Genomic DNA, 22,402 nt, shown 5'->3' with positions numbered 1-22,402 from the left:
GTGTCCCTGGTGTGTGCAGGGGTTTAGTCGGTGTGGACGGTGTTGCCGTGTTGGCGGGCGGCTTGGATGCCGACCGTCCCGGCCGTGACGTTGGTGATCGAGCCGCCTGGGTGGTGAACAGTGCTGGCGTGGCTACCGCTCTCGAGTGTGGTCTCGGCTTCGGTGCGGGCCTGCTGTCGCGCCTGCCGGGCCCGTGCTCGTGCCTGCCGGGCGTTCTCACGAGCCCGGCGCATGACCTCCTCGGCCTGCCCTGCGGTGCCGGTGCCGCCGGTGACCGTGGTGTGGCCGTTGGTCATGACCACGGTGGCGCGGGAGACGTCGCCAGCGGCCCGCACGCCCACCGTCGCGGTGCCCCCGACCATGCTGCTCGTATCGGGCTCGCACGGGGTGTCGTTCGCGGTGGTGTCGTGTCCCCCCGGCTGACCTGCCGTGTTGGGGCTGGTCTTGTCGGGGTGCAGTGGGGGTAGTGGTGGCAGGTTCAGGGAGGCGCGGGCGCGGTTCTCGATCCGGCGCATCTGCTCGTCGGCCCACTGCCCGGGTGTCATGGGCGTGGCCTGGCTTTCGTGGATGGTGTCGTGTCCCTCTTGTTGACCTGCGGTGTTCTCGCGGGGGTGGGCAGCGTGGGTGTGGGCGAGGTGCTGCTTTGCCTGCTGCAGCCGGTGTTGCGCCTGTTCGATCGCGGCCGTATCGCCGTGGGCGCGGGCCGTGTCGAGGTGTTTGCGGGCACGTTCGACCTGCTTGCGGGCGGTCCCGAGGGCGCGGGTGCGGGCGGCGCTGCTGCCTGGGCAGCGGCGGCCCCCGTCAGCGGATGAGCGGCACATATCGTGTGGTCCTTCCTGCCGGTAGCGGGTCACAGGGACAGGCGTCCCTTGGTGATCAGGCGTGGGGCGGCAGCCTCGATCGCGTTCCAGTGGCGGTGCACGGTTTTGCGGGCCAGGGATCGGGCTTTGGCTTCGGAGAGGCTGTTGGGGCCGAGTTCGCGGTTGGTGCGGCGGAATTGGCGGATGTCGTAGGAGCTGGTGCTTCGGCTGGCTCGCCCGAGACCGTTGGCGCGGAGCCAGTGGTCTTCGGCTTCGAATCCGGCCCACAGGCCGATGGCGTAGGCGCGTAGGGAGTCGGTGTCGCTGTAGTGGCGTACGTGGCAGGTGCCGTCGCTGCCGGTGTGCTCGATCCCGCGAATGATCAGCCCGTGTGCCTTCCACACCCAGGCGTGGCCAAGTTCGTGGACGGCGATCTGGAGTTGGCGGGGGTCGCCGGGGTCGCGGCGGGGTCCGAACAGGCCCATCAACGCTCACCCCCCGCGCGGCAGGCCAACACGGCAGCCGATGCGATGGTGGGTGTTGGGGTGGTGGTGTGGGTGTGCATGGTGGCGGGTGTCCTTTCCGGACGAGACGAGGGTGTGGCTGTTGCTGTGGTGGCTGCCGGGCCGGTGAGGCACGTGGGGTCCGGTCACCGGCCCGGCAGCAGCTCGGTTACTTGGCGGCGCAGACGGTGCACATGACCTGGTCGTCGGGGATGGGTGCGCCGCAGGTGGCGCAGGTGGCGATGAACCGGGCGAGGAGGCGGCGCGGGGTGTGGCGCCTGCGGGTGGTGGGGGTGTGCATGGGGTTCCTTTCACGTCCAGCGGGGGGTGTGGTGTGGGCGTGAGTGGTCATGGCGATCACCTCTACTCGACTCGCGTTGGTTACGGTGTGTAGTGGCTTGTGGGTAGGGGGTGCCGGGGCGGTGTCCCGGGGAGGGAGCCGCCTGCCGGTGGTGTGGGTGTGGCTTGTGGGGGTTTTGGTGGGGGTGGCCGGGTGGGTCCCTGGCCTCCCTCGGTGGTTGTTGTGGCTGGTCAGGGTGAGGGAGGCGGGTGAGGGAGGCGGTGAGGGAAAACTCCCTCGGATTCGGGTGCCTCCCTCACCATCCGCCGCCGCTGTCGTCGCTGTTGTCGGGGTCGTGGTGGTTGCGTTCGGTGAGTGCTTCGTGGATGCGGGCGGTGGAGACCTGCATGGCGCCTTCGGTTTTGTAGGGCTCGGCGTGGTACTGCGCGAGGTAGGCGGTGAGCCGTTGCGCGCTCCAGTCGCGGTAGGCGGCCGGGTTGCGTTCGGCGAGGTGTTGCAGCACCTCGCGGGTCTTCATCCGGGGCCGCTTGCCGAGGACGGCGGCGATGTCGGCCAACGGATCCGCCACCGCGGTGGGGTTGTCGTGGTCGTGTGTGGGGGTGATGCCGTGTTCCTCGCGCAGGGCCAGGGCGCGCTGCACGATGGGGGTGATTTCGTCGGTGCCTTTCTCCTTGCGGATGTAGAAGGAGCGGATCAGGCCGGGGACTTTGGCGAACCCGGCGGCCATGGCGGTGCCGACGTCTTCCCCGGCCACGAGGGTGGTGGCGGAGTAGCCGCGTTTGTGCATGCCGGTGCCGAGGATGGCGTCGTTGCCTTGGTGGTCGTTGATGGCGAACGCGACCCGGTGGGAGGCGGTTTTGGAGATCCCGCGGGGCAGGCTGTTGGCGTCGGCGTCGGGGGTGACCCACAGCAGCGTGATCCCGGTCTTGCGGGCCTTTTTGGTCACCTTCAACGCCAGTTCCTTGGCTTCCTCGCCGTGGCGTTTGTGGGTGAACAGTTCGTGCACCTCGTCGAACACCACGACGCGGGGCCGCATGCGGGGGTCGGCTTCGGCGATGTCGCGGGTCAGTTTCGCTTCCTCGCCACCGAGTTCTTCCAGGATGCGGCCGCGTTCGGACACCTCGCCCACGAGGGTGCGCAGGGTGGTCATGGCGGCTTCGATGTGCTCTTCCTCGTCGCCCTTCACCAGGGTGCGCAGGCGGGGTTTCATGGGGTCGTAGTCGACGTTGTAGGCCAGCACGTGCACGTCGATGTCGACCAACGGGTCCAGCATCGCCCCCAGCAGCAGGCAGATCACGAAGCTCGATTTGCCTGAGCCCATGATCCCGGCGGTGAGGTAGTTGCAGGCCATGAGCTTGGCGGTGATCAGCTCGCCGCGGGCGTCCACCGCCACGGGCACACCCTTGAAGTAGTCCGTGGCACCTTCGTGCAGCAGCGGCCAGGGATCCACCGGCCCGGTCAGGATGCCCTGATCGGCCACCCACAGATCCAGCACACCGGGCTGGTCCTTGGGTTCGGTGGGCCACACCTCGATCGGTTTGCGCAGCAGGTTGTGCGCCAGCACGCCCTTGCGTTTGGCGATCTCTTCCACCGGCACCTGCCGCGGCAGCAACAACTGGGTGTGCCAGCCCTTACCGACCCGCGTGGTGGGCGACACCCAGCGGGGCTGCCAGCCGTCCTTGAACGCCCGCGTCAACGGCCCATACCCCAACTCCCGCAACGCGGACAGGATCGCCCCCTCATCGGGCACCACATCCCGCCCCGGCACCGGCTGCTCGGGCACGGCCCAGCGGGGCTGCCACCCCCCGTGCCGGCGGCCCTGATCCCACAGGTACAGCAGCCCCACACCCATCCCACCGGTGAGCAGGAACGCGCCGTAGGCGGTGCCGAACCACCACAGGAACCGGATCGTGTCGATCGCCGCGCCGATCGGCTCCAACACCATCCCCACACTCCCGTCAGCCACCGCCAACACAACCCCCAGCGCCAACAGCAACCCGATCCCCGCCGCGGCGCTCACGGCCACCGCCTTCGCCAGCTTGACCGGGGCAGCGATCCAATCCATGCGCCGCTCATGCCGATCCCGCTTCGCCCGCTCGATCCGCTCGGCCCACTGATCAGCCCGATCCCACTCCCCAGCGGCCTCCGCCGCCCGCAACGCCCGCAGATACGGCGAGTTCGACCGCGCATCCCGCACCCGACGCGCCACCACCGCCGCCCCCGCACCCACATACAACCCATGCCGCACCACCGCCCGGCTGCCGGTCACCACATACGGCGCCGACACCCGCCGCAACTCCACCGCGGTCTGCGCCATCCGCTGCCGGGCCTGCTCACTGATATGCGGCACCGGCAAGCGACGGGTGTTGAACGTCTCCCGCGGCTCCTGCACGAGCTCCGCGTCCACCACCACCTCCGACTCCGGTAGGGGGCGTGTGTCGGGGCGGAACGGCACCACGTTCCCTCCCATACCCGGGTGGGTCTGGTTGTTGTGTTCGTGGTTGTGGTGGGTCATCGCTGCCCCTCGCGGTGGCTGTTGGTGGTGATTTCGGCGAGTAGGGCGCGGGCGCGGTCCCAACGGCAGCCCAGCCGTTTGGCGACCGCGTTCACCGCCGCCGTCGCGGGGTCGATCTCCCCAGCCGCGACGAGGTCGGCCAGCCTCGCCCGATGCTCCGCCAACGACGTCTTCCTCGGCCCAGCCAGGACGTTGGCCTTCCTCCCGTCCCCAGAGGGGTTCTCCCGAACGTTGTCCGCAGCGTCCTCGCCAGGGCTCTTCCCGGCCGCCTCGTCGGGGTTCTTCCCATGCAGGTCATCGGGGGTGGGAAGAACCGGGTCGGGCCAGGGGTGGGCGAGGGTGTTCTTCGCCGCGACGAAGCGGGCGGTGAGATCGTTCAACAGGGCCGGAACAAGGTGCATCGACACCGCCAGCCCGACGGGGACGATCAACCACACCACCGACCCCACACCACCGCCACTGGTGTTGCCGTCGCGGGTGGGGATGTAGTGCAGCCCCACGTTGAGCCCGGCGGCGGCGGTGAACAGGGCGACTTCCAGCCGCACATACGGGTTGGTCAGCGCGGTCTTGGCCTCGGCCACGGCCGGGACCGCCCCGGCGATCTGGGCGATGAGGATGGCCACGATCGGCACCGTCAACAACGGCTCAATCACCCAGTTGATGACCACGGTGTGGGGATTGAGTCGGGTCAGTTCCACCCCGACGTTCACCGCCCCGGCGATCATCGCGAACACCGCGGGCAGCAGCGCCACGATCGGCGCCCACCGCCGGGCCCGGTCCAACCGCACCAACGCCGTGGTGGGATCCAACAAATGATCCCGGCGCTGCGCGGCGTCCGCCGCGGCCTCCCGCGCTTCCCGCGCCCGCTGCGACAACCGCTTGTGATGCTCCAAACCCCGACGTTGTTCCTCCAACTCCACCCGGAACACGGCGTCCTCATAGCCGCGCTGCAACTCCCGATGCGTGCGTTCCTGCGCCAGATCCGCCGCCAGATCACCCGGGCTCTTCGCCTGCCGCAACGCCGGATCGGTTTGCAGCTCCACCGTGCGGTGCGCCCGACCCACCGCCGCGGCCAACCCCGCCGGGTCCGGCACCTCTCCACCCCAAATGCTGGCGTCATCCGCACCCTGCCCGGGCTCAGGCACCCACGCCTGCCCCCACCGCGACGAGGCATCCTCGCTGCGCACCCACCGCACCGGATGGCCATTCACGCCCCCACCCGCGCCGTCGGCGTTGTTCCTGCCCGTGCCCGTGCCCGTGCCCGTGGTTGTGTTCGTGGTTGTGTTCGTGGTTGTGGTCATCACGCGATCCCTCCCCACACACCGGCACCACCACGCGTGCCGGTACCGGTACCGGTCCCGGCCTCGGCCCCGGTGTTGCTGTCCTCGACGGTCATCTCGTTGGTGTGGCGGGCAGCCCGCTCGGCCTGCTGCCGCTCCGCCCGGCGGCGGGCCACGCGGGCGGCGACGATCCGCGCGGCCAGCAGCGCACCCGCCACAGGCAGCACGGCGGGGTGCAGTAGCCACGCCCCGCCACCACCGACCGCGGCCGTAACGGCGATCTCCGGGGTCCAGTAGCCCACCGTCGAGGCGAGCACGTCGGCGCGGTTACCGTGCCCGGCGCGGGCAGCCAACTCGGCCGAGGCGGGTTCGGGGCGGTTCAGCTCAGACATGGGCGGTCCTCCTCACACGCTCGTTCGTGTCGGGGGTGATGGCGTTGGTGATGCGCTGGTCCAAACCGGACTGAGCGGCCAGCAACACCCGTGCGCCCAGCGCCAGGGGCCAGCGCAGCAGGTGCAGCAGCAAAAACACTGCCAGCGCGGCCACGAACCCAGCCACACGCCAGGGACCGTGCTGCTGCACCACGTCGAACACCGACATGTCAGGCCACCTCCCCCAACGCTGTGCGATGGTCGAGGTCGAAGCAGTCCCAGCACTGCCGGGTGGAGGTCGGCACGCAGTAGCCCACATCCCGCCCGCACTCGCGGCAGACCCGCCGTGCTGCCAGAGCCCGCCCTAGCGCGGCCTGCTGAGCCGGGGTAGGTATCCGCTTGAGTGCGGCACGCACCGTTGAGAACAGCTCCGCCACGGTCTCCCGCGCATAGGGGCGGTGGTGCCGGAACACCAGCAGCGCCACCGGATCCTGCCCCGCAGGCCGTAACCCGGCCTCGCGAAGCTGGGAACGGGTCAGCAGCGTCGAGGGGGCCTCGCCCCAGCCGAACACCGGCAACCCGTCCTGAAAGCCCCGGCACCAGGCGACGTGGTGCGTGCGACCGTCGAACACGGCCACGACCTGCCGGGGGCGGCGGCGCGGGTTCACCGGTCCTCACCCCCGCCCAGCGGCACGTAGGTCGGGAACTGTGGGCGAGGGGCCATCACGTCGGCATCGGCCCACATCGCGACCACCACGCCACCGTCGAAGTCGGCCACCACCCGGCAGCGATCCGGATCGTTGACCACCGTCACCGCGGCCGGGCTGTCCTCGGCCGCCACCCGGAACGCCTCCAGCACGCCACGGGCGTCACCATCTGGGTTGACCAACGGCTCACCGATGTGACACAGACCGAATCGCAGGTGCTCGGCCAGCTCCGGCCGCCGCTGAAGCAGATCGGCCAGCGCACGCAAACCGGCCACCTGCCGCCGCGCCAGCACCACCGCAGCACACTCCGGCATCTCCTCGCCTACCATCCAAACCCTTCCCATCGAATGCTGATTCGGCTGGTGGGGGAGTCCCGGCCCGGCGGCAGTCTTGGCGGAGTGCGCCGGGCCGGGGACATCGCTCAGTCGTACGGTCATGACCGGCCCCCGCTCTTGCGGTCCCGCTCGATCCGCTCACAGGCGGGGCATGCGGGGCCTGGCAGGGCGAACAGGCGCCAGGTGTCGGTCTGGTAGCGGCCCGCCTCCTGCGTCGCCCCGCACAGCGCCCAAATCCGGCCCGACCACCACGACTTCTTCGCGGTGATGTGCACCAACTCCTTCTTGGCCATCACCACACCCCCCGCTGCAGGGCGTCGGTGACGATCGCGTGGTGATCGAACGCCAGCAGGCCCGGCTCGGCGAGGACGTCGGTCACGGGGAACCAGCGGGCCGCGGTGGCGTCATCCGCCGCCACAGCAGGGATCACACGCCCGACCTGGCAGGTGTAGGCGACGGTGACGTACCGGCCCCTGGGGTCGCGGCCCGGGTCGGCGTACACCCCGGACAGGGCCAGGGGTGTGCCGATCCGGATACCGGTTTCCTCGGCCAACTCCCGCACCGCAGCGGCCTCGGTGGTTTCGCCGAGGTCGACGTGCCCACCCGGCAACGCCCACCGGCCCTCAAACGGTGGCCAGCCCCGCCGAATCAGCAACACCCGCGGCCCCGTGTCGGGGGTTCGGGCGAACAGCACGACATCGGCGGTCAGCCGGGCCACCTCGTCACGGGTGTCAGTCATCGCGACCCCCTCCCCAGCAGGCCGCGCCACAGGTCGGCCCGGTCCTCGGCCTTGGCTGCAGCGTTGTGATAGACGCTGGCCTGCCGGTAATCGCCGGAGCCCTCCAGCTCATTGGCCCGGTCCCGCAACGCGGACGCCGTGGACGCCTCATCCGCCGCGTTGTAGGAAACGGCCTGGTCGAACTTCTTCACGCTGCTTCCCCCTCCGACCTGGTACCGGCTGCGAGCGCGCCACCATCCAGGCGCGACAGCGCCACCCGCACCGCCCGCCGCTGCGACCGACGCACCCGCCCCACATCCGTGAACGGACGCAACGCACGCGACCCAGCCGCACCGGCCTCCGCCGCCAACTCCCGATCCACCTCCTCAATCAACCGCTCGATCTCCTCTCGTTCCGCGTACATCACTTCCACCTCCTGAACTGCGTAGATGTCCGGGTCAGACGCCAAATCCAGCGCCTGCCGGGCCCGACGCCCCCTGATCCGTGCGGTGCTCATGTGTTGCTGTGTCCTCTCGTGCGTCTATGCGTTGACCTTTGTCAACATATGTCAGCATGTGTCTTCTTGTCGTTACTCCATCCGTGTGAACTAGGTCAGGGTCGGTCAGGAGCGCTAAGCTCGTCGCGTGGGAAGCAGCACTACGGGCATGGCACCGTTCGAACGCGTCGCCGAAACGATTCGCCAGGCAATCCGAGCTGGGAAGCTGAAGCCGAGCGAAAGACTCCCCAGCAACCGCGAGCTGGCCAAGCAGGAGGAGGTCTCCCTAGTCACGGCCCAGAAGGCTCTCAGCGTCCTGCAAGACGAGGGCTGGCTCGTCTCACGAGCGTCAGTGGGCGTGTACGTGGCAGACACGCAGCCGACCCCACCGTCACCGGAGACCGTTGACGACCTACGTCGCGAGTTCACGCAGATCCAAACCGCCTTGTCGGCCTTGGAAAAGCGGGTGGCTGACATCGAGCGAACGCGCACTACGAGAACTGACGGATGAAGCTCGCGATACCTTCCGCCATGGACTCGACCACGCCGAACGCAGCCTTCGCCCACCCTGCCGCCTCGCTCGGGTGCTTGACTACCAAGACCAGCACGACGAGCAGTCCGACCGTGCTGACGACCTTCGGCATCAACTTCGACCCGGTCGAAACGGGCGTGGGAATCGTGGTCTTGCGGGACATTCCTACCTCCTTGGTGGCTTCCTTTGGCACTCGCTGCCGCTGTCACAACACAAGGAGACCGCGAATCGGCGGACGCTTACACCACGTTCAGCAGCACGGAAGCAGACGTCCAGACCAGCGACAACGTCCCGAAAACGTCCCCGAAACGTCCCGAGGTCGCGACCATGGCGAATGATCGACTCCGCACCGCCATGATCGCAGCCGGATACACCGTGGAAGCGCTCGCGACCAAGGTCGGTGTGGACCCGAAAACGGTCGAACGTTGGATTGGCAACGAATCCCGCAAGCCGCACCGGACGACACGACAGCAGGTCGCCAAGATCCTGCGCACTCGCGATACCGAACTATGGCCGACCGGCAGCGATGGCATACCCGCGAGCACCGGCGAGCACGAGCTCGTGCACCTGTACCCGTCCCGCTCATCGATCACAGGCCCCACCTGGGAGCGATTCATCAACGGCGTACGTCAGCAGATGGACGTGCTCGTGTTCTCCGGCGCGTTCCTGGTCGAGCAGTACGACCTCGTGCCAGTCATCCAGCGCAAGGCCGCGCAAGGCGTGCGGTTCCGGCTGCTCATCGGCGACGAGAACGCGCCCGCAGTCATCCAACGTGCCATTGACGAGGGGACCCCCGGCGGGCTGGAAGGTCGCGTGCAGCTCATGCGCCGCTACCTCGCCGAAGTCACGGGCATCGACGGTGTCGACGTCCGCACGCACGGCACGATCCTCTACAACTCGCTCTACCGCTTCGACGACGACCTACTCGTCAACGGCCACGCCCACGGGGCCCTCGCCGGACAAAACCCCGTCCTGCACCTCAAACGGCTTCCAACCGGCCAGATCTGGCAGCACTACATGCGCTCATTCGAACGGATCTGGCAGCAGGCCACCCCCGAGCCCGGATAGGAGCACTTCCCGTGGCACGCATCGACTACATCGACGATCCGAACGCACCTGCCATCAACAACGTCGTTCCCTCCGTCACCGTCGCCATCCGCGACGAGCGGGGGCGCATCCTGCTCGTTCACAAGGTCGACAACGACCTCTGGGCCCTACCCGGCGGCGGACACGATCCCGGCGAAAGCATCACCGACACGGCCATACGCGAGGTCAAGGAGGAGACCGGACTCGACATCGAGATCACCGGCCTCGTCGGTACCTACACCAACCCCAACCACCGCATGGCTTACGACGACGGCGAAGTCCGCCAGCAGTTCTCCCTGTGCTTCCACGGCCGCTGGACCGGTGGCCAACCTCTTCAGGACAACACCGAGACAAAAGCCGCCCGCTGGATCGAGCCTGCCGAGCTGGACAACCTCAACATCCACCCATCAATGCGCATGCGCATCGACCACGCCCTCGACAACACCCGGACGCAGCCCTACCTCGGCTGAACAAGCGCCAAGCGCTCCTCAGTCCGCCGCACGCACTCCTTCAAGATCGGCGCAGCCCTCACCCAAGTCCGGTGCACAGGATCCTCCGCAGGGTAACGGCTCAGGATCTCCGCGATCCGCTCGTCATACGTCAACCGCTCCCCACCCGGACCGGTAGTCAGATCAGCCGTAACCAGGGCATCCATCACCGGAGTGTCTTCGAGCGGAAACTCGCTCAGCTCCGCAGACAGTCCTCGCTCCTCGGCCTCGAACCGAGCCCCAGAATGGTGCGCGACAAGGTTCACGATCCGCTCCGGCCAACCCTGCTCACGCAGGTAACGCGCACCGTCAAGCGGGTGGAAGCGCGTATGACCGATCTCTGCCGCATAGCCGATGTCATGCAGCCAGGCGGCCGCCACAAGCGTGTCCCGATCGGGTTCGGAAACCGCCACTGCAGCCTCTTCGGCACGGCCAACGACGGCCCGCACGTGATTCCAACGCCTACCCAAGGGCGCGACGTGCTCTTCGGCAAGCTCAGCTGCATGGTCGAGTAGGCCCACGCCCTCCGACGCTACACCCACGCTACAGAGGCAGACATTCCCTGATCAGAGGCAACCGCCGGGCCTGTCACCGATCGTGCGCGGTGGCTGGCGAACTAGATGACTCAGGTGCACCCGAGTACCCAACTGAGTAGCAATCGCGCCGCACAGCCTCGGACAAACACGGACGTCAGCGGATACTCAGATCCTCGACCTGAATGCCATTGACCTGCACAAACAGGGCCGGAAGTTCCTTGACACGGTAGAGGTCACTGGTTCGATCCCAGTATCGCGCACCAGCTGTTTACCCAGGTCAAACCCCCGCGGCGAGCATCACCGGTGGGGGTTTCGTCGTCACTGGGAGCACGGTCGGCAGCAGTTGATCTTGCCTTACTGTATACGCGCCAGCTGTGTTCACCGTCGGCGATGACGACCTCCCAGCGACCCCGCGTCGCGCAAGCCTTCCCACTGCCGCTGTGGTTCCGCCGCCCGCCGCGGCCACTGTGAGGTCCGCGTGATCCGCCCTTTCTGTGCCGGCTCTGGTGGCCCAGGCCCGGGGCGCATCAGCCCCAGGCCCGGGGCACATCGGAATGGCCTTCTCGCGGACCTCAGGCGGGTAACGCTTCGACATGATGGTGACCATGTCCCCTCGAGGACTGGAAGCGACGCCCCACCCGTGACGATTCAGTTAGCTGGTTGACTGGGTGAACATGGTGTGTATCTCGGCGGTGATGCTCGCTTGGTCGAGGCCGTGTACCGCGTCGTGGTCGGCAGGTCGGCCGTAGGCGTGCAGCTCGAGGTCTCTGCGCACACCGATTGATCGGATTCGGTGTGGGATGTGCCCGAGCGCTGCGTTGACCAGGTGCGCGGATGTGCCCGCCAGGTACGGTTCCACCAATGCCACGTCCGCGTGGTCGGCTGCGAGCACCGCGGACCGCAGAGCAGCCTCGTCGAAGGGCCGGACGGTCGCGGCGTACAGCACGGTCACGTCGACGTGCCTGGTCGCGTGCAGGACGCGCTCCAGCACGGGGCCGACCGCGAGAACGACACCACGGCGGCCGTGCTTGAGCGTCCGGAAGCCGAACAGCGCCGGCTGCGGGGAGGTGTTGGTCTGGGTGGACAGCCGCAGGTACACCCGGCCGTCGCCGGTCAGCGCGGATCGCAGCAGCGGCTCGACTTCGGCCGGGTGTCCCGGCACGTGCACGGTCCACCCCGGCAGCGTGTCCAGCAGCGCCACGTCACCCGGCGCCTGGTGAGTGCGCCCCCACACCGGATCGTCGTAGGGGCCGCCGATGCCGACCAGCACCGCGCCCACATCCTGGTGCCCGAGGTCGAGCTTGATCTGTTCGAAAGGCCGCTCGATGAGGAACGGCGCGTAGCTGTGCACCACCGGCCTGAGACCGGTCAGGGCCAGACCGCCTGCCACCCCGATCATGCATTGTTCCCGGATGCCGACATTGACGACCCGATCTGGGTGCCGCTCGCTCGCCGGCGTGAAGGCATCCGCGGTGATGTCGGCCAGCACCACCACCAGCCTTGGGTGGGTGTCCATTGCCGCGCTGACGGTCTCGACGAATACCTGCCGCATCGGATTCGCGACCCGCGCCATGGCCTGTTCCATGCGGCTCACGTCGTCTCCTGCCTGATCGCGGCCACCACCGCGAGCGGGCGGCCGGCATGCTCGGTGATGAACGCCCGATGCAGCGCCTCGTCATCACGGCCGTCCACAGTGGCTGTCTGCCACCCTTCGACGGCGAACCGCTCGGCGATCCCGCCTGGCCAGCCGTGGGTGGCCGAGCCGTTGTCGATCACGGCAACGGTCAATTGCCCCAGCCCCAACCGGCCGGCGAGTGCTATCGCCTCGTGATTGCTGCCCTCGTCCAGCTCACCGTCCCCGACCAGCACGACCACACGCGGCCTGGCGCGCCCCATGGCCCGCAGCCCCAAGGCAATACCGACGCCGAGGGCCAGCCCGTGCCCGAGCGAGCCGCTGCTGATCTCCACGCCGGGCACGAGCACGCGGTCGGGATGCTGGCCGAGCGGCGAGCCGAACTCCGTCCAAGTATCCAGGACCTCGGGTTCCAGGAATCCCTTGGCGACCAGTACCGCGTAGAACGCCATCGGGCCGTGCCCTTTGGACAGCAGGAAACGATCCCGGTCCGGGTCGTCCACTCGCTCCGGCGAGACGTTGAGCACCCGGTCGTAGAGCACCCACAACACGTGCAGGGTCGACGCCGCCGCCCAGGTGTGCTTCTCATCTCCTGTCATGCGCTGGAAAAGCCCGGCAAGTTCCGGGAAATCCAGCTCCTTTGTCCGAACCATCCCCGCAGCATCCAACCTTGACTTAGGTGGAGGTCAAGGAATGGCTTGGCCAGCGCCAACCAGTCCGGTGCTCTCGACTTCCGAGGCGGCGCCAAGTCCCGGTATCGCGCACCAGCTGTTTCCCGCGCTCGCCGCCAGCCGCCACCACACCACCTAGTAGAGACAGGTCAACGCCGCGCCCGCCACGCGAGCCGATGCCGTTTCCTGGTTCGCGCCCGCGGCAGCGAATCACCGTCGCTCTGCGGCCGATCCACCTGGCTACGGACGGGTTCCACGGAGCACCGCCCATCGGTGAGAGCCCGGCCCGGGACGGTGGCCTCCGCACACCGTCGCCGCCCTTGACCCCGAGATTTGGTAAGCGCACACTTACGTTCGTGGGCACTTACGCTTTTGCCGCGTGGACCGCGCTCGGCGACCCGAGTCGGCAGCACATCTTCGCGCTCCTCGCCGAGCGGCCCCGATCGGTGACCGAGATCGCACAAGATCTGCCGATCAGCAGGCCCGCGGTCTCCCAGCATCTGCGGGTGCTGAGGCAGGCACGCCTGGTGCGGGCCCGGTCGGAGGGCACGCGGCGCATCTACCAGGTCGACCCGGAGGGCCTGGCGATCCTGCGTGAGGACCTGGACAGGTTCTGGGGAAAGGCACTGGAGAACTTCAAGCAGATCGCGGAAGAGGAAACGGAGTAACACCATGGCGACCACATCCACCGAGACATCCGTACGGCGCGACATCGAGGTAGCCGTTCCGGCCGAGCGAGCCTTCGCCGTCTTCACCGAACGGTTCGACCAGATCAAGCCACGAGAACACAACATGCTGTCGGTGCCGATCGCCGAAACAGTCTTCGAGACCCGCGTGGGCGGCGCGGTCTACGACCGTGGCGAGGACGGGTCGACCTGCCGCTGGGCACGGGTGCTGGCCTTCGAGCCACCGCACCGGTTCGTGATCAGCTGGGACATCACACCGCAGTGGGCGATCGAGACCGACCCGGACCGGTGCAGCGAGGTCGAGGTGCGCTTCGTGGCGGTCGGGCCGGACAGAACCCGGGTCGAGCTGGTGCATCGGCACCTGGACCGCCACGGTGACGGCTGGCACGGCGTGCGCGCCGGTGTCGCCGACGAAAGCGGCTGGCCGCTGTACCTGAACCGGTTCGCCGAACTGATCTCCGGAGGGTGATCACCATGGACGTCATGCGGTTGGCCGAGGCGGAACGGCGGGACCTGGCCGACTTCCTGGAGAGCCTGAACCCGGACCAGTGGCAGACCCGCTCGCTGTGCCCGGAATGGAGTGTCCACCAGGTCGTGGCCCACCTGATCAGCTACGACGAGCTCGGCCGGCTGGGGCTGCTCGCCCGATTCGGGAAGGGGTGGCTCGGGCCGGGCGACGTCAACGCCGTGGGTGTTCGCGAATACGCCACCCGCACTCCCGAGGAACTGGTGGCGCTGATCCGGCGGTACGCCAGGCCGCGCGGGCTCACCGCGGGATTCGGGGGCGCCATCGCGCTGACCGACGGGCTGATCCACCACCAGGACATTCGCCGCCCGCTGGACGCGCCGAGGCAGATCCCGGCGGACCGGCTGGTGGCGGCGCTGCGCATGGCGTTGCGGTCACCGAGGCTGCCCGCTCGCCGCAACGTTCGCGGGCTGCGGCTCGTCGCAGGCGACATCGAATGGTCGCACGGAACCGGCCCCGAGGTGACCGGCCCGGCGGAAGCGGTCCTGCTCGCGATTTCCGGACGTCCGGCCGCGCTCGCCGACCTCAAGGGCCCGGGGCTGGACATCCTCACCAGGCGGGTGGCCGCCGCTGGCTGAGGCGGCGCCACCACAACCCAGCGTCCACGCCGGACCGTGGAAGCCGCGAAGCGGGCGCGCCTGCTGACCGCTCAGGAATCCCCTTGGTCGTCCCCGCGCCGCTGCTCGGCGAGGAACCGCTCGAACTGGCTGGCCAGCTCCTCCCCGGTGGGCATGTCGGTCTCGTCGGCGAGCAGGTTGCCGCCTTCGGCGCTGGCGGCGGCGAAGGTGTCGTACTGCCGCTCCAGCGCGGCCACCACGTCCGCCGCCTCGGTGGACTCGGCGACCTGGCGGTCGACCTCGGCGTCGATGCGGGCCGCTGCCTCGCGCAGCGCCTCGCCGGGAAGGCGCAACCCGGTGGCGCTCGTGACGGCGTCCAGCAGCTTCACCGCCGCCGCCGGGTAGCGCGTCTGCGCCAGGTAGTGCGGCACGTGGGCGGCGAACCCGAGCACGTCTTGTCCCCGCTGCCCGAGCCGCAGCTCCACCAGCGCGGCCGCGCTGCCGGGGATGCGCACCTGGCCGAACGTCGAGCGGTGACCGGCGAGTAGTTCGTCGCGGGTGCCGTGCGCGGTGACGCCCAGCGGCCGGGTGTGCGGCACACCCATCGGGATGCCGTGGAAGTTGACACCGAGCCGCACGCCCCACCGCTCGACGAGCGAACCCACCGCGTCGGCGAAGCGCTCCCACTCGTGATCGGGTTCGGGCCCTCGCAGCAACAGCAGCGGGTTGCCGTCGAGATCGTGCGCCAGCCGCACCGTCAGCTCGGGTGCCTGGTACTCGGCCCAGCGGTCGACCGAGTAGGTCATGGGCGGGCGCCGCGAGCGGTAGTCGACCAGCCGGTCGGCGTCGAAGCGGGCCACCACGCGCCAGGACAGTTCCTCGCACAGGTGGTCGGCGAGTACGCTGCCCGCCGACCCGGCGTCGATGAAACCGTCGAAGTGGTACAGCAGTACCGATCCCGCGAGCTCGGGCACGTCGGAATCCACTTCGTACAGCAGCTCCGGATCTGCTCCCACCACGCACCTCCTGACACTCACCCGAACCCCTCGCCCACGCGGGCGCCGTCATCCCATCACATCGCGGCGGTCGCGCGCGAAGCACACCGCATGATGGAAGATGTTCGCGTGCACGCGTCACAGACTCCTCCGAGCCAGGCGTTGACCCCTGAGCACATCGGCAGCCTCGCCGCGGTGCTCGACCTGGTGCGCACGGGTACCGCCAGGACGAGGCCGGAGATCGGCAGGCTGTCCGGCCTCGGCCGCACCGTCGTGACGCAGCGCGTCAACCAGCTCACCGAACTCGGCCTGGTCGAGGAGGGGGCGCTCGGGCCGTCCAGCGGCGGGCGGGCACCCCGTGAGCTGCGGTTTCGTGCTCGCGCCGGGGTGGTGCTGGCCGCGGAACTCGGTGCGACGAGCATCGGCGTCGGGGTCACCGACCTGGCAGGCTACGTCCTCGCCGAGCACGAGGAGCCCGCCGACATCGGTGTGGGCCCCGAACAGGTGCTGTCCCGGGTGGAGGAGTTGTTCGACGAACTGCTCGCCCGGGTGCGTGCCGAGCACGACGAGCGCCTGGCCGTTTGGGGCGTGGGCATCGGGCTGCCCGGGCCGGTGGAGTTCGCCGCGGGACGGCCCAGCGCACCACCGATCATGCCGGGATGGGACGGCTACCCCGTGCGCGACCGGCTGGCCGCACGGTTCGACGCGCCGGTGTGGGTGGACAACGAGGTCAACACGATGGCGCTGGGCGAATTGCGTGCCGGATCGGCGCGCGGGCAGCGCGACATTCTCTACGTCAAGATCGGCACGGGCATCGGCGCGGGCCTGGTTTCCGGCGGCAGGCTGCACCGGGGAAGCCAGGGTTGTGCGGGCGACATCGGTCACGCCGCCGTCGCCGACGAGGCCGAGGTGGTGTGCCGATGCGGCAACACCGGATGCCTCGAGGCCTACGCGGGCGGGGCGGCGCTGGCCAGGGACGGGACCGAAGCGGCACGGGAAGGGCACAGCAAGATTCTCGCCGACGTACTCACCAGGGCGGGCACCATCACCGCGGCCGACGTCTCCCACGCGGCGCAGCGGGGTGACCGCGCCGCCGTGGAGTTGCTCATGCGGGCGGGCAGGCTCATCGGCAGCCTGCTGGCCACGCTGGTCAGCTTCTACAACCCGGCCCTGGTGATCATCGGCGGTGGCGTCGCCGGTGCCGGTGACCTGTTGCTCGCCGCCGTGCGGGAGTCGGTGTACCGCCGCTCGCTGCCGCTGGCCACCCGCGAGCTACGCATCACCCGGTCCACGCTGAGCGACCGGGCCGGTCTGGTCGGCGCAGCGTTCATGGTGATCGACGAGTTGTTCGCCGCCGAGCGGCTGGCCCACTGGGTCGGCAGCGGCTCCCCCGCGGGCGCACCCGGTCTCGTCGACATCCCGCTGCGAACGCCGGTCGTCTGACGCCATGCCCGACCGCGTCTACGCGGGACGCTCGGCGGCCGATCGCCGCGCCGAGCGCAGGCGGCGCCTGCTTCGGGCGGGCTTGGCGTTGTTCGGCACCCGGGGATACGCCGCCACCTCGATCGAGAAGCTGTGCGCGGCGGCGGGTGTGTCCACTCGCAACTTCTACGAGGAGTTCACAGGCCGCGAGGAACTGCTGCTCGCACTGCACGACGGCGCGCAGCAGCGGGCGATGAGCGCGGTGTCGGCAGCGCTGGCGCGGGCGGGCGAGGAACCGCTGGCACGCCGGATCGAGCTGGCCGTCAGCGCCTACCTCACCGCGACGGCGACGGACCCACGCTGGGCTCGACTGTCGGCCGTGGAGGTCGTCGGCGTCAGCGCCACCGTGGAGCGGCACCGGCTGGCATGGCGAAGCCGCTGGGCGGAGTTCCTCGCCGCGGAGGCACGTCGGGACGCGGCCCGAGGCCGGACCCGAGACCGTGACTTCGACCTGACCGCCGTGGCGCTGACCGGCGCCGTCGACGAACTGCTCCGCCACTGGGCCGCGGGCGAACGGCAGGTCGAGCTCGACGACGTCGTCGCCGAGCTCGTGCGGATCGCGACCGCCGCGCTTGCCGACTCAGCGTGACTCGTGCGGCTTCCGCTTGCGGACCCGACGTCTCGACACGGAGTCAGGCCGGGTCGGCCCGCCGCATTCGGCTGTTGTGGAACGACGTGAACAACCAGTTCCCCGCCCGCCTCACCGCCACCTTGGTCTGGACGGACAGATCCTCCGGGCGGCACCGGGTTTCCCCCGGCCGCAGCACGCAGTTGCCGCTGGTGATGACGAGCGCGACGTCGGGGGTCACGAAGCGGACGATGCGCTCCGCGGCCGGGGACATGCGGGTTCCGGCCATGAACGTGTCGAATCCCTGCTGAAAGCTCTCCTCGATGGCCGGTTTGCCGTGAAGCCGGCCACCCATCCAGTCGACGAAATCGGTATCGTCGGTGAACGTGGCCGCCCACGCGGGACCGTCACCGTCCGCCCATGCTCGCGCCTGCCGTTGTTCGAGTTGTTCGAGGGCGGCCTCATCGTCGGTCGTGGCTGACCGCGCTGTCATCTTCTCGTACCTGCCTTATCGAGATCGTGGTTACCGGGTGTGAGCCGCGGCCAGTTGGCCGACGAGAGCGGCGAAGCCCATGTCGAGATCGGCGTATACCTCACCCGCGACGGGGTCGGCGTTGTCGGCGAGAACCTCCACCATGAGGCTCGCGTAGTCGCTCGGGACTACTCCGGCCTGGTGCATCCGGAGTAGGCCGGTTTCCCGTTTCGTAGCGGAGAAGGTGCCGCAGGCATCGACGGCGACATACGCGTCATAGCCTGCCCGCTTCGCCGCGATCGCGGGGAACGTGGCGCAGACCTCGAGCGAGATGCCTGCGACGACGACCGCTGACCGTCCGGTCGCCTCGACGGCCTGCCGCACGCGGTCGTCGTGCCACGCGTTGACCATGCTGCGGTCGATCACCTCGTGCTCCGAGGGCAGTGCCGCGCGCAACTCCGGTATCAGCGGCCCCCACATGCTGTCGGCCGCGGTGGTGGTCACGACCACGGGCAGGTTCAACCGCAGTGCGGCCTTGGTCAGGCAGGTGACGTTGTGGGTGAGTTCGCCGACCGTGATGTCCCGGACGCCGGTGAACAGCCCGATCTGGTGATCCACCAGCAGCACGACGGTGTTGTCGGCGCTGAGCGTTTCGGAGGGTCTGTGCTGCACGGCCAGTTCTCCTTGTTCAGTGGCGTGGTGGCTTGTTCAGGGCGTGGTGGGTTGGCGCAACCGCGGACGGATCGGTCAGCCGCCGCGAAACGAACGCATCGCGAAGGACGCGCCGGGCACCTTGACACCCCGCGGTAGCTCACCGACGGCGTTGCCTTGCAGCCTTTTCTCCGCCCGCGTGAAAGAGCTCTGCTTACGCGACCCAACTTGCTCGACTTCAACGGAAAAGACGCGTCCGTCCATTTGCGAGCGACCAGGACGCCGTTCGCGGTCCTGTCCGCTACCGCCGCCGGAGCCATGCCACCCCCAGTTCGCTACAACTGTAGCGTTACTACATTTGTAGCGTAGGTGATCCCGAGGGTCAAGCACGGCCAGACGGGCGCCGCGGCCAACCACCTGGCCTGACATTCGGTGTCGTCCGCACCGAGCACGACAGCCGGACCGGTGACCGACCCGCCGAACAGGCTCGAACGACCGCACCCACACCAGGACACGGACAGGTCCGCCACCCCGCAGATCGGCCGACGCCGCCGACGAACTGCTGCGCCACTGGGCGGTAGGTGAGCAGCACATCGAGCTCGACGACGTCGTCGCCGAGCTCGTGCGGACCGCGACCGCCGCGCTGGCCGACTCAGCGTGACTTGCGCGGCTTCTTCTCCCGCACCCGCACGTTGATCCGCACCGGGGTGCCCCGGAAGCCGAACCGTTCGCGGAACTTGCGCTCGATGAAGCGGCGGTAGCCCGCCTCGAGGAACCCGGTTGTGAACAGCACCAGCGTGGGCGGCCGGATTCCGGCCTGGGTGGCGAACAGCACCTTCGGCTGCTTGCCACCGCGCACCGGCGGCGGCGTGGCGGCGATGAGGTCGGAAAGCCAGCTGTTGAGCTGGCCGGTCGGCACCCGCTGGTCCCAGGAGGCCAGCGCGGTGCGCAGTGCCGGCGCCAGCTTGCGCACCGCCCGCCCGGTCAGCGCCGAGACGTTCACCCGCTCGGCCCACGGCACCCGGACCAGTCCCCTGTCGATCTCGCGATCCAGTTGCCGCCTGCGTTCCTCGTCGACCAGGTCCCACTTGTTGAACGCGAGCACCAGCGCGCGACCGGCATCGGCGACCATCGTCACGACCCGCAGGTCCTGCTCCGAAAGCGGCTCGCTCGCGTCGAGCAGCACGATCACCACCTCGGCGGCGTCGATCGCGGTCTTGGTGCGCAGGCTGGCGTAGTACTCGGTGCCGCTGGCCGTCTGCACCCGCTTGCGCAGACCCGCGGTGTCCACGAACCGCCACGCCTGCCCGTCGAGTTCCACAAGCGAATCCACCGGGTCCACAGTGGTGCCCGCGACGGCGTCGACCACCGCCCGCTCCTCGCCGGTCAGCTTGTTGAGCAAACTGGACTTGCCGACGTTGGGTTTGCCCACGAGGGCGACGCGGCGCGGGCCGGTGACCTCCTGACCGGTGTCGCGTGGCGCCTCGGGCAGCACGTCGACGACCGCGTCGAGCAGGTCGCCGGAACTGCGGCCGTGCAGCGCGCTCACCGGGTGCGGTTCCCCGAGGCCGAGCGACCACAGCGACGCCGCCTCGGCGAGCAGCCGCTCGTCGTCCACCTTGTTGGCGGCGAGCAACACCGGGCGGTCGGAGCGGCGCAGCACCTTCGCCACGGCCTCGTCGGTCGCCGTTGCCCCCACGGCGGCGTCCACGACGAGCAGCACCGCGTCCGCCGTGGCCATCGCCAGCTCCGCCTGCGCCGCCACCGAAGCGCGCATGCCGGTGGCGTCCGGCTCCCAGCCGCCGGTGTCCACGAGGGTGAACCGACGACCGCGCCACATCGCGTCGTAGGCGATCCTGTCCCTGGTGACGCCCGGCACGTCCTGCACAACCGCCTCCCTGCGCCCCAGGATGCGGTTGACCAGAGTGGACTTGCCAACGTTGGGCCTGCCCACGACGGCCAGCACCGGCTGCGCGGGTTCGGTTGCCTCGCCGGTGGACTCCTCGGCGCCCAACTCGTCGAGCCGCGCGAACTCCGACTCGTCGAACCAGGTGCCGTCTTCTTCCGTCATGCCTTCTCTTCCCGTAGCTGTCGACGCTCGTCCAGGGTCCGCACGAGCGCGGCGAGCCTGCTTCTGATTTCCTCGGTGCCGTGCGCGAGCCCCGCGCTGCCCGGCCCGACGGCGGGCGCGAACGGCTCGCCGACGAGCAGGTCGACGGCGGGCCGCAGCCTGCGCCGGGTGTCTGGCGGGCGCAGCGTGCCTCGCACCGCCACCGGCAGCACGACGGCACCGCAGGTGCGCACCAGCCAGGCGGCGCCGCGCTGCGCCTGGCTGACGTCGCCCGCTCCTCGCGAGCCTTCCGGGAAAACGGCCACCAGGCCGCCCTCGCGCAGCACACCCACGGCGGTCAGCAGCGCGGCCCTGTCGGGCGCAGACCGCCTGACCGGTACCTGCCCGATACGGCGCAGTCCCCAGCCCGCCACCGAGGTGAACAGCTCCTCCTTGACCAGGAACACCGACCGCCTCGGCAACATTCCGAAGATCAGTTGCGGCTCGATCATGGAGCTATGGTTGGCGACGAGCACCACCGGACCGCTGCGCGGCACGCGGGCGAGCCCTGCTGTCCTGATGCGGTAGGCGGGCCGGTACAGGTGCCTGGCGATCGTCCTGCCGAGGTCGTGCAGCCACGGCGTCGCGCCGGGCGGCAGTCCGGTCATCCGCGGGCCTCCGCCACCTCGCCATTGAGCATGCCGCGCCGGCCCGCGAGCTCGCTCAGCGCCGCGATGACCTCCTCGACGGTCAGTTCGGAGGTGTCGAACTCCACCGCGTCGTCGGCGACCCGCAGCGGCGAGGCGGCGCGGGTGGAGTCGAGCCGGTCCCTGCGCTCAACCGAAGCGCGCGTGTCGGCGGCGCTGACCGCCCTGCCCGCCGCCGAGTCCTGCGCGCTGCGCCGCGCGGCGCGCACCTCTGCCGAGGCGGTGAGGAACACCTTCAGCGGCGCGTCCGGCACCACGACGGTGCCGATGTCCCTGCCCTCGACGACGATCCCACCGTCGGCCGCGAGCACCTGGTCGATGATCGCGCGCTGGCCCACGACAAGGATCTTGCGCACCCGTGGCACGGCGGAGACCACGGACACCGCCCGGTTCACCGGCTCGGTACGGATCTCCTCCGCGACGTCCTCGCCGTTCAGCAGCACGCTGGGCTCCTCGGGGCTGGTCCCGACGCTGATCGCGACGTCGCGTGCGAGCGCGGCCACCGCGTCGGTGTCTCTGGGGTCGATGCCCTCCCGCAGCACCGCGAGCGTCACCAGCCGGTACATCGCCCCGGTGTCCAGATACCGGGCGCCGAGTTCGGCGGCCAGCTTCCGCGCCACCGTGGTCTTCCCGGTTCCCGAAGGACCGTCCAATGCCACAACGCCGCGCAACACCGTCACCACCGACCGTTCTCCTCCAGTTTCGTGCGCCGCCTGACGCCACGTCCTCACCGCCT

At 69.4% G+C, this 22,402-nt stretch carries 32 protein-coding genes; 9 read left to right on the top strand and 23 right to left on the bottom strand.

Translation table 11 applies throughout. From position 1 onward, the window contains the following. Positions 1 to 23: 23 nt before the first annotated feature. On the bottom strand, positions 24 to 545 hold the full coding sequence (locus FHU38_RS09645) for a hypothetical protein (RefSeq protein WP_167169162.1): 522 nt from the start codon (positions 543 to 545) through the stop codon (positions 24 to 26). Between the two features lie 30 nt (positions 546 to 575). Here FHU38_RS09645 and FHU38_RS09640 point away from each other — a divergent pair, with 30 nt between their 5' ends. Next, complete coding sequence (locus tag FHU38_RS09640) at positions 576 to 812, top strand: hypothetical protein (RefSeq protein WP_167169160.1); 237 nt, start codon at positions 576 to 578, stop codon at positions 810 to 812. Between the two features lie 38 nt (positions 813 to 850). Here FHU38_RS09640 and FHU38_RS09635 read toward each other — a convergent pair whose 3' ends face one another. From FHU38_RS09635 to FHU38_RS09585, 12 genes are all read right to left on the bottom strand, one after another. Continuing rightward, complete coding sequence (locus tag FHU38_RS09635; RefSeq protein WP_167169157.1) at positions 851 to 1,285, bottom strand: hypothetical protein; 435 nt, start codon at positions 1,283 to 1,285, stop codon at positions 851 to 853. A gap of 187 nt (positions 1,286 to 1,472) precedes the next feature. Beyond that, positions 1,473 to 1,604, bottom strand: coding sequence for a hypothetical protein (locus FHU38_RS27715; RefSeq protein ID WP_279590174.1), 132 nt, complete (start codon positions 1,602 to 1,604; stop codon positions 1,473 to 1,475). Between the two features lie 295 nt (positions 1,605 to 1,899). Then, a complete protein-coding gene (locus FHU38_RS09630; protein ID WP_167169154.1) occupies positions 1,900 to 4,119 on the bottom strand; it encodes an FtsK/SpoIIIE domain-containing protein in 2,220 nt (739 codons plus the stop codon). Beyond that, positions 4,116 to 5,420 carry a hypothetical protein gene (locus FHU38_RS09625; protein WP_167169151.1) on the bottom strand — a complete coding sequence of 435 codons (1,305 nt, stop codon included), beginning with the start codon at positions 5,418 to 5,420 and terminating at the stop codon, positions 4,116 to 4,118. The genes FHU38_RS09630 and FHU38_RS09625 overlap by 4 nt, the downstream gene beginning before the upstream one ends. Continuing rightward, positions 5,420 to 5,791 (bottom strand): hypothetical protein, encoded by a 372-nt coding sequence (locus FHU38_RS09620; RefSeq protein ID WP_167169148.1) that lies wholly within the window; start codon positions 5,789 to 5,791, stop codon positions 5,420 to 5,422. Before FHU38_RS09620 ends, FHU38_RS09625 begins: the two co-directional genes overlap by 1 nt. After that, the gene (locus FHU38_RS09615; protein WP_167167797.1) at positions 5,784 to 5,999 is read right to left on the bottom strand and encodes a hypothetical protein; all 216 of its coding nucleotides are present in this window, start codon (positions 5,997 to 5,999) and stop codon (positions 5,784 to 5,786) included. The genes FHU38_RS09620 and FHU38_RS09615 overlap by 8 nt, the downstream gene beginning before the upstream one ends. Before the next feature lies 1 nt (position 6,000). Beyond that, positions 6,001 to 6,438 (bottom strand): RRQRL motif-containing zinc-binding protein, encoded by a 438-nt coding sequence (locus FHU38_RS09610; RefSeq protein WP_243852204.1) that lies wholly within the window; start codon positions 6,436 to 6,438, stop codon positions 6,001 to 6,003. Then, complete coding sequence (locus tag FHU38_RS09605; RefSeq protein ID WP_167167800.1) at positions 6,435 to 6,806, bottom strand: hypothetical protein; 372 nt, start codon at positions 6,804 to 6,806, stop codon at positions 6,435 to 6,437. Before FHU38_RS09605 ends, FHU38_RS09610 begins: the two co-directional genes overlap by 4 nt. A 104-nt stretch (positions 6,807 to 6,910) precedes the next feature. Continuing rightward, entirely contained in the window at positions 6,911 to 7,105 is a 195-nt protein-coding gene (locus FHU38_RS09600; RefSeq protein WP_167169144.1) for a hypothetical protein, read from the bottom strand. Continuing rightward, positions 7,105 to 7,551: an NUDIX domain-containing protein gene (locus FHU38_RS09595; protein ID WP_167169141.1), complete on the bottom strand. Its 447-nt coding sequence runs from the start codon at positions 7,549 to 7,551 to the stop codon at positions 7,105 to 7,107. Before FHU38_RS09595 ends, FHU38_RS09600 begins: the two co-directional genes overlap by 1 nt. After that, positions 7,548 to 7,742 (bottom strand): hypothetical protein, encoded by a 195-nt coding sequence (locus FHU38_RS09590; RefSeq protein WP_167169138.1) that lies wholly within the window; start codon positions 7,740 to 7,742, stop codon positions 7,548 to 7,550. Before FHU38_RS09590 ends, FHU38_RS09595 begins: the two co-directional genes overlap by 4 nt. Beyond that, positions 7,739 to 8,047 carry a hypothetical protein gene (locus tag FHU38_RS09585; RefSeq protein WP_167169135.1) on the bottom strand — a complete coding sequence of 103 codons (309 nt, stop codon included), beginning with the start codon at positions 8,045 to 8,047 and terminating at the stop codon, positions 7,739 to 7,741. The genes FHU38_RS09590 and FHU38_RS09585 overlap by 4 nt, the downstream gene beginning before the upstream one ends. A gap of 148 nt (positions 8,048 to 8,195) precedes the next feature. Here FHU38_RS09585 and FHU38_RS09580 point away from each other — a divergent pair, with 148 nt between their 5' ends. Continuing rightward, a complete protein-coding gene (locus FHU38_RS09580; RefSeq protein ID WP_167169132.1) occupies positions 8,196 to 8,537 on the top strand; it encodes a GntR family transcriptional regulator in 342 nt (113 codons plus the stop codon). On the opposite strand, the gene FHU38_RS09575 is transcribed toward FHU38_RS09580, so the two are convergent. After that, positions 8,518 to 8,721, bottom strand: coding sequence for a hypothetical protein (locus tag FHU38_RS09575; protein ID WP_167169129.1), 204 nt, complete (start codon positions 8,719 to 8,721; stop codon positions 8,518 to 8,520). The two genes, FHU38_RS09580 and FHU38_RS09575, sit on opposite strands and share 20 nt — an antisense overlap. 164 nt (positions 8,722 to 8,885) lie before the next feature. On the opposite strand from FHU38_RS09575, the gene FHU38_RS09570 reads away from it, so the two are divergent. Together FHU38_RS09570 and FHU38_RS09565 are read left to right on the top strand one after the other, a co-directional pair. Next, on the top strand, positions 8,886 to 9,626 hold the full coding sequence (locus tag FHU38_RS09570; RefSeq protein WP_167169126.1) for a helix-turn-helix domain-containing protein: 741 nt from the start codon (positions 8,886 to 8,888) through the stop codon (positions 9,624 to 9,626). Positions 9,627 to 9,637: 11 nt separating this feature from the next. Further along, the gene (locus FHU38_RS09565; RefSeq protein WP_167169123.1) at positions 9,638 to 10,114 is read left to right on the top strand and encodes an NUDIX hydrolase; all 477 of its coding nucleotides are present in this window, start codon (positions 9,638 to 9,640) and stop codon (positions 10,112 to 10,114) included. Here FHU38_RS09565 and FHU38_RS09560 read toward each other — a convergent pair. The 3 genes from FHU38_RS09560 to FHU38_RS09550 all read right to left on the bottom strand — a co-directional run bounded on the left by FHU38_RS09560 (position 10,102) and on the right by FHU38_RS09550 (position 12,954). Beyond that, complete coding sequence (locus FHU38_RS09560) at positions 10,102 to 10,653, bottom strand: HD domain-containing protein (protein WP_167169120.1); 552 nt, start codon at positions 10,651 to 10,653, stop codon at positions 10,102 to 10,104. The two genes, FHU38_RS09565 and FHU38_RS09560, sit on opposite strands and share 13 nt — an antisense overlap. Positions 10,654 to 11,320: 667 nt before the next feature. Next, complete coding sequence (locus FHU38_RS09555) at positions 11,321 to 12,253, bottom strand: transketolase family protein (protein ID WP_243852491.1); 933 nt, start codon at positions 12,251 to 12,253, stop codon at positions 11,321 to 11,323. Between the two features lie 5 nt (positions 12,254 to 12,258). Beyond that, on the bottom strand, positions 12,259 to 12,954 hold the full coding sequence (locus tag FHU38_RS09550; protein WP_243852221.1) for a thiamine pyrophosphate-dependent enzyme: 696 nt from the start codon (positions 12,952 to 12,954) through the stop codon (positions 12,259 to 12,261). A gap of 374 nt (positions 12,955 to 13,328) precedes the next feature. Here FHU38_RS09550 and FHU38_RS09545 point away from each other — a divergent pair, with 374 nt between their 5' ends. The 3 genes from FHU38_RS09545 to FHU38_RS09535 are packed head-to-tail and all read left to right on the top strand — an operon-like array spanning position 13,329 to position 14,762. Then, positions 13,329 to 13,640: an ArsR/SmtB family transcription factor gene (locus tag FHU38_RS09545; protein WP_313886720.1), complete on the top strand. Its 312-nt coding sequence runs from the start codon at positions 13,329 to 13,331 to the stop codon at positions 13,638 to 13,640. Between the two features lie 4 nt (positions 13,641 to 13,644). After that, on the top strand, positions 13,645 to 14,127 hold the full coding sequence (locus FHU38_RS09540) for an SRPBCC family protein (protein ID WP_167169114.1): 483 nt from the start codon (positions 13,645 to 13,647) through the stop codon (positions 14,125 to 14,127). A gap of 5 nt (positions 14,128 to 14,132) precedes the next feature. Further along, on the top strand, positions 14,133 to 14,762 hold the full coding sequence (locus FHU38_RS09535) for a maleylpyruvate isomerase family mycothiol-dependent enzyme (protein ID WP_167169112.1): 630 nt from the start codon (positions 14,133 to 14,135) through the stop codon (positions 14,760 to 14,762). Between the two features lie 71 nt (positions 14,763 to 14,833). Here FHU38_RS09535 and FHU38_RS09530 read toward each other — a convergent pair whose 3' ends face one another. Further along, on the bottom strand, positions 14,834 to 15,757 hold the full coding sequence (locus FHU38_RS09530) for a proteasome assembly chaperone family protein (protein ID WP_167169109.1): 924 nt from the start codon (positions 15,755 to 15,757) through the stop codon (positions 14,834 to 14,836). A 93-nt stretch (positions 15,758 to 15,850) separates the two neighbouring features. Here FHU38_RS09530 and FHU38_RS09525 point away from each other — a divergent pair, with 93 nt between their 5' ends. Both FHU38_RS09525 and FHU38_RS09520 read left to right on the top strand, forming a co-directional pair. Further along, on the top strand, positions 15,851 to 17,179 hold the full coding sequence (locus FHU38_RS09525; RefSeq protein ID WP_208416161.1) for an ROK family protein: 1,329 nt from the start codon (positions 15,851 to 15,853) through the stop codon (positions 17,177 to 17,179). Between the two features lie 4 nt (positions 17,180 to 17,183). Next, the gene (locus tag FHU38_RS09520; protein ID WP_167169106.1) at positions 17,184 to 17,807 is read left to right on the top strand and encodes a TetR/AcrR family transcriptional regulator; all 624 of its coding nucleotides are present in this window, start codon (positions 17,184 to 17,186) and stop codon (positions 17,805 to 17,807) included. 43 nt (positions 17,808 to 17,850) lie between these two features. On the opposite strand, the gene FHU38_RS09515 is transcribed toward FHU38_RS09520, so the two are convergent. The 5 genes from FHU38_RS09515 to cmk form a co-directional block, all read right to left on the bottom strand. Then, complete coding sequence (locus FHU38_RS09515; RefSeq protein ID WP_167169103.1) at positions 17,851 to 18,279, bottom strand: SgcJ/EcaC family oxidoreductase; 429 nt, start codon at positions 18,277 to 18,279, stop codon at positions 17,851 to 17,853. 30 nt (positions 18,280 to 18,309) lie between these two features. Beyond that, positions 18,310 to 18,930 carry an isochorismatase family protein gene (locus tag FHU38_RS09510; protein ID WP_167169100.1) on the bottom strand — a complete coding sequence of 207 codons (621 nt, stop codon included), beginning with the start codon at positions 18,928 to 18,930 and terminating at the stop codon, positions 18,310 to 18,312. Positions 18,931 to 19,561: 631 nt separating this feature from the next. Further along, positions 19,562 to 20,980 (bottom strand): ribosome biogenesis GTPase Der, encoded by a 1,419-nt coding sequence (gene der / locus FHU38_RS09505; RefSeq protein WP_167169097.1) that lies wholly within the window; start codon positions 20,978 to 20,980, stop codon positions 19,562 to 19,564. Further along, on the bottom strand, positions 20,977 to 21,627 hold the full coding sequence (locus FHU38_RS09500; RefSeq protein WP_167169095.1) for a lysophospholipid acyltransferase family protein: 651 nt from the start codon (positions 21,625 to 21,627) through the stop codon (positions 20,977 to 20,979). Before FHU38_RS09500 ends, der begins: the two co-directional genes overlap by 4 nt. Continuing rightward, positions 21,624 to 22,349: a (d)CMP kinase gene (gene cmk, locus FHU38_RS09495; RefSeq protein ID WP_167169091.1), complete on the bottom strand. Its 726-nt coding sequence runs from the start codon at positions 22,347 to 22,349 to the stop codon at positions 21,624 to 21,626. Before cmk ends, FHU38_RS09500 begins: the two co-directional genes overlap by 4 nt. Positions 22,350 to 22,402 lie beyond the last annotated feature (53 nt).

The sequence above is a fragment of the Saccharomonospora amisosensis genome, from assembly GCF_011761185.1.
Taxonomy (GTDB): Bacteria; Actinomycetota; Actinomycetes; order Mycobacteriales; family Pseudonocardiaceae; genus Saccharomonospora_A; species Saccharomonospora_A amisosensis.
The sequence above is the reverse complement of the archived record's forward strand: the minus strand, read 5'-3'. Positions and strand labels throughout refer to the sequence as shown.